The following is a 14,199-nucleotide window of genomic DNA, read 5'->3' on the forward strand; positions in this document are numbered from 1 at the left end:
CTCAGCCGATGTCCGGCGCGATCGAACTGATGTCGTCGGGCACATCCGCCGAGCAGGCCACCAGCGCCTCCAGGGAGACGTGCTCCAGGGCCGACTCGTGGGTGGCGGCGAGCACGACCGGGGCGACGATCCCGGCCCGATAGGCCTGCACCCAGCGGGTCGCGACGACGCACCAGGCGTCGCCGGGCCGCAGCCCGGGGAACCCGCGGGCGGGCGCCGGGTCGATCAGGTTGTTGCCGACGGTGCGCTGGAAGTCCAGGAACTCCCGGGTCATCAGCGCACAGACGGTGTGACTGCCGAGGTCCTCGGGGGACGTGGCGCAGTAGCCGTCCCGGAAGAAGCCGGTGACGGGATCGGTTCCGCAGGGGTGGAGAGGTTCGCCGAGAACGTTGCGGGCGTCCATGCGGCCACCCTAGGGCCGCGGGGGCCGACCCCGCCAGCGTCGGGACCGAGCCCGCGAGTCAACGTGGGTTCCCCGGGGTCAGGCCGCCGTCCCCCGGTCGATCCGGACGTGGGCGGCGCGGGCACGACCGAAGGCGTAGAGCGCCAACTCGATCGGGCGTCCGGTGACGGTCACCAGTTCCGGACCGGAGCCCGCCACCACCTGGCGGCCGGTCCGGTCGTCCACCAGGACCGTACGGACCCGTCGCGACCGCAGCTGGAGCCGGGCCAACCCGACCAGCCCGGACATGATCTCCGCGTCGTCGGCCGCGGTCAGCTCCCGCTCCGGCACGTCGTACGTCTCGCCGCGGCGCAGGTCCTCGTGGTGGATCAGGTACTCCAGTGTGTTGATCATCCGGTCGGCCCACCGCAGCGGCGTCGGCGGGCCCTTGCGGACCCGGGCGACCAGGTCGGCGTACGTGTGGCGGCGGCGCGCCCGGGCGATCCGGGCGTCGTGCAGCCGGCCGAGCGCGGGCACCGCGATGCCGAGCCCGGCGAGCGGGTCGGTGTCGCGGACCCACAGGTGCGCGACGAGGTCGTACGCCACCCACCCCTCGCAGAGCGTGGGAAGGTGCGGATCGACCTCGAGGAACTGATCGCACAGGGCGTGGCGTTCGCGCTGTGCCAGCGAGCTGCGGTCCATCGGGGGTCCTCTCACCGCGGGAGTGTGTCTCCAGCGTAGAGGGCGCCGGACACCGTCGATGGCCCCGGACCACGCGGTCCGGGGCCATCGAGGTCGGGTCGGGTCAGGCGTCGGCGAGGTCGCCCAGCGAGCGGCCGGCGGTCTCCGGGGTGACGAAGGTGGTGCCCCAGGTGATCAGGCTGAGCACCATCGAGTAGAGGGCGATCGTCCACCAGGCGTTGTCGGTCATCGCGAGGAAGGTCGCGCCGAGCAGCGGAGCGATGCCGCCGGCGAACACCGCCGAGATCTCGCGGGCCAGGGCGACGCCGGTGTAACGGTGGGAGTTGCCGAAGAGCTCCGGCAGCAGCGAGCACTGCGGCCCGAGCATGCCCTGGACACCGACGCCGATGCCCAGCGCCATCACCAGGATGACCAGCCAGACGTTGCCGAGAGTGAGCAGGTAGAAGCCGGGCAGCGCGATGATCGCCTGGAACAGCGCGGCATAGCGGTAGACCGTGACCCGTCCGAACCTGTCGGAGAGGGCGCCGAAGGCGACCACGGTGAAGATCGAGACGAGGGCGGCGACCACGGCGCCGATGGTGCCGATGTTGGCGCCCTTGTAGACCGCCATGCCACCGACGAAGGCGAGCAGCAGCGCCGAGTAGATCGAGGAGTTGCCGTTCTCGGCCATCCGCAGGCCGATGCCGATCAGGATGTTCTTCTTCGAGGACCGGATCGCCTCGATCAGCGAGATCTTCACCGGCTCGGCGCCCTCGGCGCCCAGCAGTTCGAAGGTCGGGGACTCCTTGAGCCGACGCCGGATGTAGACGGCGACCAGGATCAGCACGGCACCGAGCAGGAAGGGCACCCGCCACAGCCAGCCCATCAGGACCTCCTTGTGGGCCATGCCGAGCAGGGCGAAGGTGCCCGCACCGAGCAGGGTGCCGGCCTGGATGCCGACGAAGGGCAGGGCGGCGAAGAAGCCGCGCCGCGGGGCGGGGGCGAACTCCGAGATCAGCACGGTGGCGCCGGCCTGTTCGGCGCCGGCACCCAGCCCTTGGAAGATCCGCAGCGCGATCAACAGGATCGGCGCCACGATGCCGACCCGCTCGTAGGTGGGCAGCAGACCGATCAGGAAGCTCGAGCCGCCCATCAGCACGATGGTGATGATCAGGATCATCCGACGCCCCAGCTTGTCACCGAGGTGCCCGAAGACCAGGCCGCCCAGCGGACGGGCGGCGAAGCCCACCGCGTAGGTACCGAACGCCGCGATGGTGGCTCCGGCGGGGCCGAGCGGCTTGAAGAACAGCTGGCCGAAGATCAGCGCGCTGGCCAGACCGTAGATGTAGAAGTCGTAGTACTCCAGCGCGGACCCGACGGACGACGCCAGGGTGGCACGTCGGAGTTGATCGGGGTCGACCTGCGGTTCCGCCGCAGTGTGGAGCTGGGGTGAGTCAAGTGACATGGGAGCCTTCCTCAGGGGATCGACGTTGACCCGACGGGACCACTATGCACGATACGTCGAACAAAGTTCAATACGTCGTACGTCACGCCGGCCGCGACCGGTGGCCACCCCCAACCCCCGGGCATTATCGGCCACACAGTCAAAGCCACCCCCGAAACAGTCGCAACGACGGGCGGTTGACGAGTCCGACCCGCCGCCGACAACCTGCTGAAGCGGCGCCTTCCGTACAATCGTTCGGTCTATTGACGCATGTTCATTAGATCGACTAACCTGGACATCCAGCTCCCGAAGGCGGCAGCGACGTCGTGTTCGGGCCCCGCACCGTCACACCCGAGGTGATCCATGACCCCCGCCGCCGCCCCGACCGACCGCCTGCAGGTCTTCGTCTGCACGCCGCTCAGCTCCGCCAACGGCGCGCTGATCACCCGCCGCGAGCCGCGCATCGACCTGGTGATGGAGCCCGACCTGCTGCCGCCGATGCGCTGGGCGGGCGACCACCACGGCGATCCGACCTTCCGCCGTACCCCGGAGCAGCAGGCCCGCTTCGAGGCGCTGTGTGACCGGGCCGAGGCCCTGTACGGCATCCCGGACACCGATCCGAGCCAGTTGGCCCGCACCGTCCGGGCCAACCCCCGACTGCGCTGGGTGCAGACGATGGCGGCGGGCGGTGGCTCCCAGGTCCGGGCCAGCGGTCTCAACGCGGACGAGATGGCCGGGGTGGAGTTCACCACCGCCGCGGGCGCCCATGCCGCGACCCTGGCGGAGTTCGCCCTGTTCGGGGTGCTGGCCGGGGCTAAGGACCTGCCGCGACTGCAGGAGCAGCAGCGCACCGCCCGGTGGAGCTCCCGCTGGGCGATGAAGCAGGTCTTCGAGATGACCGTGCTGGTGGTCGGGATGGGCCACATCGGCCGCGAGACGGCGGCCCGGTTCGCCGCCCTGGGCGCGCGGGTGATCGGGGTGAACCGGTCGGTGCGGGAGGTGCCCGGCGTCGAGCGGGTGTATCCGGCGGCCGCGTTGGCGACCGTGGTCGCCGAGGCCGACGCGATCATCAACACCCTGCCACAGGCCCTCGACACCGACCGGATGATCAGCCGCGCGGTGCTGGCGAACGTCCGGCCCGGCACGATCTTCGTCAGCACCGGCCGCGGCAGCTGCGTCGACGAGGAGGCCCTGGTCGAAGCACTGCAGGACGGCCGGATCGCCTTCGCCGCCCTGGACGTCTTCGCGGTCGAGCCGCTGCCGGCCGACAGCCCGCTGTGGACCCTGCCGAACGTCGTGGTGTCCCCGCACACCGCCGCACTCAATCCGGCCGAGGACCGTTACATCGCCGAGCTCTTCGCGGCGAACGCCACCCGGTTGCTGGACGGCACCGACCTGGTCAACTCGGTCGACCGGATCAACTTCTACTGACCCTTCGGCCTATCCTTTCCGCATGTCGCCTGCCAGAAGTGGGACCGATGTCACCCCTCCGGGGTCGGCGCCGGCCGTCGTCCGAGCGATCTCCGTCCTGGACGCCCTCGCCGCCGACCCACAGGGCGTGATGACCCTCAGCAACCTCGCCCGCGCCATCGGGATCCCCAAGTCCTCCACCAGCACGATCTGCAACGCCCTGGAGAACGGCGGCCTCGTACGGCGCGACGAGCTGGGCTATTCGCTCGGGCGGCGCCTGGTCGAACTGGGCGGCTCCTACCTGTCCCGGCTCGACCAGGTGTCGGAGTTCTACGATCTGTGCACCGAGTCGCCGCTGTTCGCCGGGGAGACCGTACGACTCTCGGCCCTCGCCGGGATCGACACGTTCTGTCTGGCGCGCTACGAGGGACACCCGGCGTTGCGGCTGACCGCCGGGATCGGGGACCGGTTCCCCGCCTCCGCCTCGGCGCAGGGCAAGGCCCTGCTGGCGCGGCTCGACGACACCGAGGTGAAGCGTCTCTACTACGGCATCCCGGAACTGCCGCGGCTGACCCGCAACAGCCGACGCACCGTCGGCCGACTGCTCCGCGACCTGGCCCAGGTGCGCCTGCAGGGGTGGGCGGTCGACGAGCAGGAGGCCGCCGAGCACGTCGTCGGGCTCGCCGTGGCCATCCCGACCCGCGGCGTCCGCAGTTCGATGCTCGCGGTCAGCGTGACCCTGCTGGACACCGACGCCACGCCGTCCCGGCGGGAGGAGATGGTCGCCGAGCTCCAGCGGTTCGCCCGGGCGCTCGGCAATCCGCTGGAGAATCCGCGCTAGTCGGACCGCACCAGGCGGAAGGCGTCGGGATCGGCCGGATCATGGTCGACGACGACACACCTCGCACGCTCGTCGACCACCGGGTTGACCAGCACACCGAGACCCTCGACATCGACGGCGACGCGGTGGCCGGGGGCGATCGGCAGCGAGGTGCCCGGCGCGCCGGTCAGCACGACGTCCCCCGGGCCGAGGGTGAGGTAGCCGGTCAGGTAGACCAGCAGTTCGCGGATGGTCCAGGCCAGGTTGGCGGAGCTGGACTCGACCTGGGAGCCGCGTTCGATCCTGGTCGCCAGGTCGTGACCCCCCTCGCCGTCCAGCACCGGGCCCAGATCGGTCTCGATCCACGGCCCCAGCGGGGTGAACCCGTCGCCGTTCTTGACTTGGGTGAGCTTGTCGTCGAAGGGGATCTGCCCGATCTGGGTCACATCGTTCCCCACGGTGTAGCCGAGGATGACATCCTCGACGTCCGCCGGCCCCAGCCGTCGGGCTTCCTTGCCGATGACCACGGCCAGCTCGGCCTCGGCCATCACGGCGCCCTTGGCGGGATCCACCACGATGGCCGCACCCGGCCCGATCACCGTACGGCTCGACTTCAGGAAGGCCTGCGGGGGGAGTGCGCGGTCGGTGGGGCCGGAATTGTGGGCCATGCCGAGGACGACCCTCGGCTCGCACGGCGCGAGCAGGACGGTGCCGGCCTGTGGGTACCGCTCGTCGGTGCGGCTGCCCACCGGGTCGAAGAGATCGGTCAGCACGGTCCACTGGTCGCCGTCGAGCACGGCGGGACGCGGTCCGGCCGGGGTGATGATCCTGGCGAGACGCATCAGACCACCGCCGTCATGCCGCCGTCGACGAAGATCGTCTGACCGTTGACGAAGTCGGCCGCCGGGGAGACCAGATAGAGCAGGGTGCCCACCAGGTCCTCGACCCGGCCCCATCGCGCGGCCGGCGTACGGCCTCGCACCCAGGTGCTGAAATCGTCGTCCTCCACCAACGCACGGGTGAGCTCGGTCTCGATGTAGCCCGGGGCCAACGCGTTCACCTGGATGCCGTACGGTCCCAGATCGGCGCACAGCCCGCGGGTGAGCATGACGACGCCACCCTTGCTGGCCGAGTAGGGGGTGATGCTGGGGCGGGCCAGCTGGCTCTGGATCGAGGCGATGTTGACGATCTTGCCGCTGCCGCGGGCGATCATCCCCTCGGCCACTTCCTGCGCCACCAGGAAGGGCGCCTTCAGGTTCACCGCGAGGATCGCGTCCAGCTCGGCCTCGGGGAACTCGACCAGCGGGTGCCGGCGCTGGATCCCGGCGTTGTTGACGAGGATGTCCAGGCCGCCCAGGGCCGCCTGGATCTCGGCGATCCCGGCCGTCACGGCCACCCGGTCGGTGACGTCGAAGGTGAACGGGAGGACCCGGCCACCGGTCTCCTGGTGCAGTCGTTCGGCGGACGCGCAGGTCTCGGCGACGTCGAGGCCGTGCAGGGCGACCACAGCGCCGGACCGCGCCAGGCCGGTCGCCAGCGCGTAACCGATGCCACGGCTCGAGCCGGTCACCAGGGCGGTCCGCCCGGTGATGGTAAACGGGTTGTCCAACGGGACGGCCATCGTGGTCATGCCTCCAGGTCGACGAAGGATGCTGCAGGGCCGTCGGGCCGGCGCCCGCCAGGACGTTCCCGCGGGAACGCTGCCGACACCGCCTTCGTGAGCGTGGTCACAAGGCCACCCAGGACGTTCCGGCGGGAACGCTTCACCCGAGTGCGTGATGGAGGGGCGGGCTGGGAAACGGCACTGTTCTCAGACATGGGAGGACTCCAGACGAAGGTGATCCGGATGCCCGGCGAGCGTGGTCATCGTCGGCCGGGCGGAGATGGCTGTCAGGACGTCCCTGAACGTATCAGTACACTGAATGAAGTTCAATATGCTGAACACCACAGTGGTGAACCGACAGGCCACATCCAAACATGTCCAACATATTGAACTTTGTTCACCTTCCTGGCGTCCTGTCGGCCGCGCTGCTGGATCTCCGGCTCCGCACCGTGGAGCCGCTGGCCGCGGGGGAAGGCATCACCGTCGACGGGATGCTTCCCGTCGACCGGATCGTCGAGGCGATCGTCGCTGGCCTGGCCCCGTGGGCGTCACACACCCGGTCCCGGCGCCGGGCCATCAGCCAGCGGCAGCCGCAGCGTGACGACGGTGCCGGACGGGTCCCCACGTTCGATGGTGACCGTGCCGGCATGCCGCTCGACGATCCGTTCGGAGAGCACCAGGCCGATCCCCGACCCGTCGACCTTGTTGGAGAAGGCGCTGGAGAGCAGTCGGTCGCCGGGCACGGCAGCCATCCCTCTCCCCCAGTCGGCCACCGAGCAGCACGCCCACCCCGGCTCTCGCCGACTGGTCACCCGGATGTGTCTGTCCGCGTTCTCCGGCCGGGAGACCTCGTCGATCGCGTTGAGGCAGAAGTTGAGGATCACCTGACCGATCAGCACGCTCTCGCCGGTGATCGGCAGCGGCTGCCCGGAGAGCCGCTCCTCGACGGTCACCCCGCGTTCCGCGGCACGCAGCCGAACGAAATAGAGGCTCTCGGCGACGATCGCGTTGAGGTCCTGCGGGCCGGCGGTGCTCTCGATCCGCTGGACGTAGCGCTTGACGCTGGCGACGATCTCCGCCGACCGGGTGAGCTGGCGCTCGGCCCGTTCGATGGCATACCGCACGTCGGCCTGTTCGAGGGTGCCGGCCTCCAGCCTCGACATGATCCCGGAGAGGAAGTTGCCGGCCGCGGCGAGCGGCTGGCCCAGCTCGTGGGCGATCACCATCGCCATGTCGCCCATCGCGTTGTAACGGCTGAGGTACTGCAGGTTGGCCTCCTGGTAGGCCTGTTCCCGTTCCGATTCGACCTTGGCGGTGATGTCGCGCAGCGTCAGCAGGCGTGACTCGATCCCGTCGTGGGCGACGTCCTCGAGCTGCCCGGACAGCCACACCGGACCGTCCTCGCCGGCCACCTCGAGACGGAACTCCACCGGGCCGGGCCGACCGGGACCGCTCGACGGCGCCGCGTCGGTGAACTCCGGGCCGAGCAGGGCGACCTCGCCGAGTCGTCGGCCGACCAGGACAGCGGCCGGCGCGTGGAAGAGCCGGGCGGCGAAGTCGGAGATGTCGACGATCCGGTCGTCCTCGTCGAGCAGCACGATCCCGGCCGAGGCGTACGTCATCAGCCGCTGCAGATAGTCGGTGGTGCGGGCCAGCTCGGAGGCCACCTCCACCTCGGCGTCGATGCTGCGGAACTGCACCATCACCGCCGGGCCGTCCTGGAAGTCGACCAGGGTGGCCACGGCGTCGGTGAGGAAGTCCCGGCCGTCCTTGCTGCGGTACTTCCACCGCCGGCGGCTGATGCCGTGGTCGACGGCGTCCTGGAGCCAGGCGACGCCGATCTCGCGGCGGAACTCCTTCTCCCGGCCGCTCATGTGGTGGGCCTTCAGCGGGCGGAGCTCCTCGAGGGTGAAGCCGAACATTGCACAGGCGGTGGGGTTGGCCCAGATGATGTTCTTCGACGCGGCCTCGTGGACCAGGATGCCGGTCCTGGTGTGCAGCGCCATCTTCTCGTAGTCGTCGCAGCTCGGGAACATCCGGCCCTCCTCCTGTCGGCGGCACCACCCATGGTCCCCGATCGCCCGAGCCGGCGGGCAATAGGGGATACCTTCAGCCCCCGCCGGGGAACTACCGATGGTGTCCGGCGGGGGCTGCTCCGTACGTTGGCAGCACCTCGGCAACCGACACCGAACGGAGACGCGGATGCGCAACAACCGGAACCTGGCCGCACCGGCGGGGCCAGCTCGTGAACAAGCCTTCCAGGAGGCCCTCGACGTCCTCCGGGAGCGCCGCGACGAGTTCAACGAGCAGGGTTACGTCCCGCGCGACTACATCGACCTGCTCAAGAAGGCCGGCATCTACCGCGCCTCGACGCCGACGAGGTTCGGCGGCGAGCCGCTGCCCCCGGCGGAGTTCCTCGACCGGATCGAACAGATCGCCGCGGTCGACCCGGCCACCGGCTGGGTGGCCAGCTTCGGCTCGGCGCTGGTCTACTTCGGCGCACTGCCGCTGGAGTCGCAGGCCGAGCTCTACGCCGACGGCCCCGACGTGGTCTTCGCCGCCGGCCAGTTCCCGATGCAGGAGGCCGAGGAGGTCGACGGCGGCTACCGCTGCACCGGCGTGTGGCAGTTCGCCAGCGGCTCCGCCGGGGCCGACCTGCTCGGCGTCGGCCTGAAGGCCGGCCCGGAGGCCCAGGGCCGGCCGCGCACCGCCGTCCTTGACGCCGCGGACGTCACCATCGTGCCCGCCTGGGACGTCTCCGGGATGCGCGCCACCGGGTCCAACGAGCTGCACCTGACGGACACCTTCGTGCCCGCCGGGCGCACCTTCATCCGCGGCTCCGCCTCGCACATCGACGAGCCGCTGCACCGCTACCCCACCGTGGCGTACGCCGCCCAGGTGCTCGCCGTCGTCGGCCTCGGCGCCGGCCGCGGCGCCCTGGACCACCTCCGGGCCTCTGCCGCCGCGGGCACCAGCGTCACCGGCGGGCGGCGCCGCGGGGCGCAGGCCACCTTCCAGATCGGCCTGGCCCGCGCCGAGGCGGCGCTGCGCTCGGCCCGGGCCTGGTTCTACGAGATGAGCCGCGACGTCTACGCGCTGGCCGAGGCCGGCATCGAGATCAGCGACGAGACCACCGCGATGCTCCGGCTGGCCGCGACGAACGCCGCCCACGCCGGACGTGCGGCCGTCCTGGCCGCCTTCGACCTGGCCGGCACCGGCGCCATCTACACCACCCATCCGCTGCAGCGCTATCTCCAGGACGGCCTGGTGCCGCCGCAGCACGCGATGTTGTCGTCGGCGACGTACGAAGCCGCCGGCGCGGTGCTGCTGGGCGAACAGCCCGCCGTGCCCAGCTTCCCGTGACCGACCCACACCCCAGGAGCGACCGATGACCGACCGACCCCTGCGCGTGCTCTTCTGCATGGGCATCACCCAGCACTTCTTCGACCTCCCCAAGAGCCGGATCGGCATGGTGTGGACGGCCTTCGCCGGCATGCTGCGCGACCTGGATGCGATGGACGGCGTCACCGTGATCGGCACGATGGACGACGATGCCCACATGGTCGGCCCCTCGGCCGGCTGGCCGTGGACCTGCTACGTGCTCGCCGACGTCGTCGACCAGCCGACCGTACGCGACGCCTGCAACCTCTTCCGCACCACGATGGTCGGTGAGCACGCGCTGTGGCGCTACGCCACCATCGAGGCCCGGATGGGCCGCGAGCTGACCATCCGACCCGACGTGGCGACGGCCTGACGATGGCCACCCTGGAGACCCGGCTGGCGCGGCTGGAGGCGATCGAGGCGGTGACCGGCTGTCTCACCTGCTACCTGGACCTCTGCGACGTGCCGGGACCGCTCGCCGACCTCGACGAGATCGGCGCCCTGTTCACCGAGCAGGCCGTCTGGGAGGGCATCGGCCCCGAGTACGCCGACACGTACGGCCGGGCCGAGGGTCGCGCAGCCGTCCAGGCACTGGTCGGCGGCTACCTTCCCCCGGTCGACCACTTCGTCCGCAACGCCCACCTGCTGGGCGCCGGTCAGGTCGCGGTGACCGGCCGGGAGCGCGCCGACGGCCGCTGGCTGATGCAGCAGCTGTCACTGCACACCGACGGCACCGCCGCGCTGCGCTGCGCCCGGCTGCGGGTGTCCTTCGCCCTGACCGCCGAGCAGCACCGGCCGCCGACGGCGCTGATCCACCACTTCACCACCGAGCGTCTCTTCGCCACCCCGATCGCGGCCGAGGCGATGGCGCACCTGCTGTCCTGACACCGACCAGATGGAGCCGACCATGACCACCGAACCCCGGGTCGTCGACACGTACGCGGACCTCGCCGAGGCCGACCGTGTCGCCGGCCAGCTCTACACCGACCCGGCCATCTTCGAGGAGGAGATGGAGAAGATCTTCTACTCCACCTGGGTGTGGGTCGCCCACGAGAGCGAGATCCCCGAGGCGGGCTCGTACAAGACGACGTACGTCGGCCGCCAGCCGGTGATCGTCAACCGCGACCGCAAGGGCGGCTTCAACACCGTGCTGAACCGCTGCCGGCACCGCGGCGCGACGGTCTGCGACCAGTCGAAGGGCAAGGCCAACGGTTTCACCTGCCCTTACCACAACTGGTCGTACGCCCTGGACGGCACGCTGCGCGGCATCCCGTTCCCGGAAGGCTACGAGGGCGTCGTCGAGAAGGGTGATTTCCCGCTGCAGCGGCTGCGGACCGAGTCGTACGCCGGGATGATCTGGGCGACGTTCAACCAGGACGCCGAGCCGCTGGAGGACTTCCTCGGCGACGCGAAGATCTGGATCGACCGATTCTTCAAGCAGACCAACGGCTATCCGACGAAGGTCACCGGCATCCACAAGTTCCGCTTCCGCGGCAACTGGAAGATCCAGCTGGAGAACACCACCGACGGCTACCACTTCCCGATGGTGCACAAGTCCTGGATGGCCTCGGTCGACTCCGAGACCGCCGACATGATGTCGTTCATGAACGACCCCGAGGCGGTCACCCATGACCTCGGGAACGGGCACAGCGTCGCGATCATGGCGCCGGAGAACGCCGACCTGGACATCGAGGACGGCGCCCCGCTGCAGGCCCGGTTCGACCACCTGGTCGAGGAACTGGAGGCCTCCGGGGAGTACACCCCCGAGCAGATCCGCCGCTTCATCCGGTCCATGCACGGCGCCGGCTTCAACCTCAACACCTTCCCGAACGTGTCCTTCTCGCTGGCCTTCTTCCGGGTGCTGATCCCGATCTCGGTCGACGAGACCGAGATCTGGCACATGGCCCTCGGCATGGACGGCGGCCCGGAGAACGTCAACCGCGAACGGTTGCGGATCCACGAGCACTTCCAGGGACCGTTCGGCTTCGGCAGCCCCGACGACGCCGAGGGGTGGGACCGGGTGCAGCTCGGCGCCGCCGGCGCGCCAGGGATGCCGATCCTGGTCAACCGTGGCCTGAACCGTGAGATCCCCAGTGCCGAGGGCTGGCCCACCTCGCACGTCACCGACGAGACCGGCATGCGCGGGGCCTATGCCATGTGGAAGAAGATGATGAGCCATGACTGAACTCGGCCTGACCGACGTCCGCACCGACTCCCTCGCCGATCCGCGGGTGCTGCGCGCCGTCGAGCTGATCTGGCGCGAGGCCCGGATCCTCGACGAGAAGGACTACTCCACCTGGGAGGGGCTGTTCACCGCCGACGGGATGTACGTCATCCCGATCGACCCGGACACCGAGGACTTCGCCGCCTCCCTCAACATGATCTACGACGACGCCCGGATGCGACGGATGCGGGTGGAGCGGATGATGCAGGGCTACTCCCCCTCCGCGGTGGCCGCGGCCCGTACGATCCGGACGATCTCCCGCTTCACCGTCGACGAGGTCACCGACACCGCCGTGACCCTGACCTCCGCCCAGGTGCTGGTGGCCTACAAGCGCGGCCGCACCGACACCCTCGGCGCCACCCTGACCCACACCATCGCGCTGTCGCCGGACGGTGACCGGATCGCGCAGAAGGTCGTCCGGCTGCTCAACAGCGAGGACGCGGTCGACGCGTCGGGGTACCTGCTGTGACCGTACGGACCGCCGTCGTCACCGGGGCAGCCGGCGGGATGGGTGCCCTGATCGCCCGCCGGCTGCACGACGAGGGCCATCAGGTGCTGGTCACCGACCTGGTCGAGGACGCCGCGGTCGCACTGGCCGCCGACCTGGATCCGTCCGGGGCGACGGCCGTCGGGATGCGTCTCGACGTCGCCCGCAAGCCCGACGTCGAGGCGGCGCTGGCCCGGGTCCGCCAGCTGTGGGGCGAGCCCACCGCGCTGGTCAACAACGCCGCGATGACCCAGGCGGCCGACCTGATGACCCTCCCGGTGGAGGACTTCGCCCGGGTGCTGACGACGAACACGAACGGCGTGTTCCTCGGCTGCCAGGTGTTCGGCGCGGCGATGGCGGCGAACGGCCACGGCCGGATCGTCAACCTGGCCTCGCTGGCGGGCCAGAACGGCGGCACCGCCACCGGCGGCCACTACGCGGCCTCGAAGGGGGCGATCCTCACCCTGACCAAGGTGTTCGCCCGCGAACTGGCCGGCGCCGGGGTCACCGTGAACGCGGTCTCCCCCGGCCCGCACGACCTGCCGGTGGTGCACCGTACGGTCCCCGAGGACAAACTGGCCGCCGTGGTCGCCGGCATCCCGGTCGGCCACCTCGGCGATCCGGCGTTCATCGCCGACATGGTCGCCCTGCTGGTGTCCGACCGGGCCGGCTTCGTCACCGGCGCCTGCTGGGACGCCAACGGCGGCCTCTACCTGCGCTGACCCGCACCCGCCCTCACCCACCCGCTCGCCAGCCCCACCCCCGATCCCGTCCACCCCACCGCGGTCCCCGCCAGGAGGTATCCCCATGGCACTCATCGACGTACGCGTCGCCGAGATCATCGACGAGACGCCGACGATCCGGTCGTTCCGGCTGGTCCGGATCGACGGACGCCCGCTGGGGACCTACCAGGCGGGGGCCCACGTGGACGTGGTCGGGCCGACCGCGATCACCCGGCAGTACTCGCTGTGCAGCACGCCCGAGGACCCCGACGCGTACACCGTCGCGGTCAAGCGGGAGGAGCACTCCCGCGGCGGCTCGGCGGCGCTGCACGCCCTGCAGGTGGGCGACGTGATCCGGATCAGCGAGCCACGCAACCTGCTCGGCATCGACGCTGACGCCGAGCACCACATCCTGGTCGCGGCGGGCATCGGGATCACCCCGATGCTCAGCATGGCGCGCTATCTGGATCTGCACGGGCAGGACTTCGCCCTGCACTACTTCGCCCGCAGCCACGAGGAGGCCGCCTTCCTCGGCCTCCTCGAGGAGAAGTGCCCGCAGAAGCTGCACGCCCATCTCGGGGTGCCGCGCGCCGGGCACGAGCCGATCCTGCGGGCCGCGCTGGCCGACGCGCCAGGGGGCAGCCATGTCTACCTCTGCGGGCCCGAGGGCTTCATGGACACGGTGGTCCGGGTGGCCGGAGAGAGCTTCCCGGAGGAGCGGATCCACCGGGAAGCGTTCACCGCCGCCGAGCAGCCCGACCCGGACGGTGACCGACCCTTCGAGGTGGAGCTGGAGGGCGCGACGTACGCCGTCCCGGCCGGCCGCAGCATCGTCGAGGTGCTGCAGGAGGCCGGCTGTGACGTGGACACCTCCTGCCAGGAGGGCATCTGCGGCACCTGCATCATGACCGTGCTGGACGGCACCCCCGAGCACCGGGACAACGTGCTGACCCGGGCGGAGAAGGCAGCCAACGCGACGATCGCGGTGTGCGTCTCGCGGGCCCAGGGCGACCGGCTGGTGCTGGACTACTTCTGACCTCGGTCC

15 protein-coding genes are annotated in these 14,199 nt (G+C 70.5%); 9 read left to right on the forward strand and 6 right to left on the reverse strand.

The window, feature by feature from the left end:
- Window position 1: 1 nt before the first annotated feature.
- The 3 genes from R0146_RS03100 to R0146_RS03110 form a co-directional block, all read right to left on the reverse strand.
- Window positions 2-403: a DUF2237 family protein gene (locus R0146_RS03100; protein ID WP_317691395.1), complete on the reverse strand. Its 402-nt coding sequence runs from the start codon at window positions 401-403 to the stop codon at window positions 2-4.
- Window positions 404-481: 78 nt separating this feature from the next.
- Window positions 482-1,099, reverse strand: a complete 618-nt coding sequence (locus R0146_RS03105) for a TIGR03085 family metal-binding protein (RefSeq protein ID WP_317691396.1) — start codon at window positions 1,097-1,099, stop codon at window positions 482-484.
- Window positions 1,100-1,187: 88 nt separating this feature from the next.
- Complete coding sequence (locus tag R0146_RS03110) at window positions 1,188-2,528, reverse strand: MFS transporter (protein ID WP_317691397.1); 1,341 nt, start codon at window positions 2,526-2,528, stop codon at window positions 1,188-1,190.
- Between the two features lie 342 nt (window positions 2,529-2,870).
- Between R0146_RS03110 and R0146_RS03115 the strand changes: the two genes are divergently transcribed.
- Together R0146_RS03115 and R0146_RS03120 are read left to right on the forward strand one after the other, a co-directional pair.
- Entirely contained in the window at window positions 2,871-3,938 is a 1,068-nt protein-coding gene (locus R0146_RS03115; RefSeq protein ID WP_317691398.1) for a D-2-hydroxyacid dehydrogenase, read from the forward strand.
- Between the two features lie 22 nt (window positions 3,939-3,960).
- Complete coding sequence (locus R0146_RS03120; RefSeq protein ID WP_317691399.1) at window positions 3,961-4,758, forward strand: IclR family transcriptional regulator; 798 nt, start codon at window positions 3,961-3,963, stop codon at window positions 4,756-4,758.
- Here R0146_RS03120 and R0146_RS03125 read toward each other — a convergent pair.
- The 3 genes from R0146_RS03125 to R0146_RS03135 form a co-directional block, all read right to left on the reverse strand.
- On the reverse strand, window positions 4,755-5,579 hold the full coding sequence (locus tag R0146_RS03125; RefSeq protein WP_317691400.1) for a fumarylacetoacetate hydrolase family protein: 825 nt from the start codon (window positions 5,577-5,579) through the stop codon (window positions 4,755-4,757). The two genes, R0146_RS03120 and R0146_RS03125, sit on opposite strands and share 4 nt — an antisense overlap.
- Complete coding sequence (locus tag R0146_RS03130) at window positions 5,579-6,367, reverse strand: glucose 1-dehydrogenase (protein WP_317691401.1); 789 nt, start codon at window positions 6,365-6,367, stop codon at window positions 5,579-5,581. The genes R0146_RS03125 and R0146_RS03130 overlap by 1 nt, the downstream gene beginning before the upstream one ends.
- A 521-nt stretch (window positions 6,368-6,888) precedes the next feature.
- Window positions 6,889-8,376 (reverse strand): ATP-binding protein, encoded by a 1,488-nt coding sequence (locus R0146_RS03135; protein WP_317691402.1) that lies wholly within the window; start codon window positions 8,374-8,376, stop codon window positions 6,889-6,891.
- Window positions 8,377-8,542: 166 nt separating this feature from the next.
- Here R0146_RS03135 and R0146_RS03140 point away from each other — a divergent pair, with 166 nt between their 5' ends.
- From R0146_RS03140 to R0146_RS03170, 7 genes are all read left to right on the forward strand, one after another.
- Window positions 8,543-9,703 (forward strand): acyl-CoA dehydrogenase family protein, encoded by a 1,161-nt coding sequence (locus tag R0146_RS03140; RefSeq protein ID WP_317691403.1) that lies wholly within the window; start codon window positions 8,543-8,545, stop codon window positions 9,701-9,703.
- A 25-nt stretch (window positions 9,704-9,728) separates the two neighbouring features.
- Window positions 9,729-10,094, forward strand: a complete 366-nt coding sequence (locus R0146_RS03145) for a hypothetical protein (protein WP_317691404.1) — start codon at window positions 9,729-9,731, stop codon at window positions 10,092-10,094.
- A gap of 2 nt (window positions 10,095-10,096) precedes the next feature.
- Window positions 10,097-10,606 (forward strand): nuclear transport factor 2 family protein, encoded by a 510-nt coding sequence (locus R0146_RS03150; RefSeq protein ID WP_317691405.1) that lies wholly within the window; start codon window positions 10,097-10,099, stop codon window positions 10,604-10,606.
- Window positions 10,607-10,628: 22 nt separating this feature from the next.
- Window positions 10,629-11,906: an aromatic ring-hydroxylating oxygenase subunit alpha gene (locus R0146_RS03155; protein WP_317691406.1), complete on the forward strand. Its 1,278-nt coding sequence runs from the start codon at window positions 10,629-10,631 to the stop codon at window positions 11,904-11,906.
- Window positions 11,899-12,414, forward strand: a complete 516-nt coding sequence (locus tag R0146_RS03160) for an aromatic-ring-hydroxylating dioxygenase subunit beta (RefSeq protein ID WP_317691407.1) — start codon at window positions 11,899-11,901, stop codon at window positions 12,412-12,414. Before R0146_RS03155 ends, R0146_RS03160 begins: the two co-directional genes overlap by 8 nt.
- Window positions 12,411-13,154, forward strand: coding sequence for an SDR family NAD(P)-dependent oxidoreductase (locus R0146_RS03165; protein ID WP_317691408.1), 744 nt, complete (start codon window positions 12,411-12,413; stop codon window positions 13,152-13,154). The genes R0146_RS03160 and R0146_RS03165 overlap by 4 nt, the downstream gene beginning before the upstream one ends.
- 85 nt (window positions 13,155-13,239) lie before the next feature.
- The gene (locus R0146_RS03170) at window positions 13,240-14,190 is read left to right on the forward strand and encodes a PDR/VanB family oxidoreductase (protein WP_317691409.1); all 951 of its coding nucleotides are present in this window, start codon (window positions 13,240-13,242) and stop codon (window positions 14,188-14,190) included.
- The last annotated feature ends 9 nt before the right edge of the window (window positions 14,191-14,199 follow it).

This window comes from Raineyella sp. LH-20, assembly GCF_033110965.1.
Lineage (GTDB): Bacteria > Actinomycetota > Actinomycetes > Propionibacteriales > Propionibacteriaceae > Raineyella.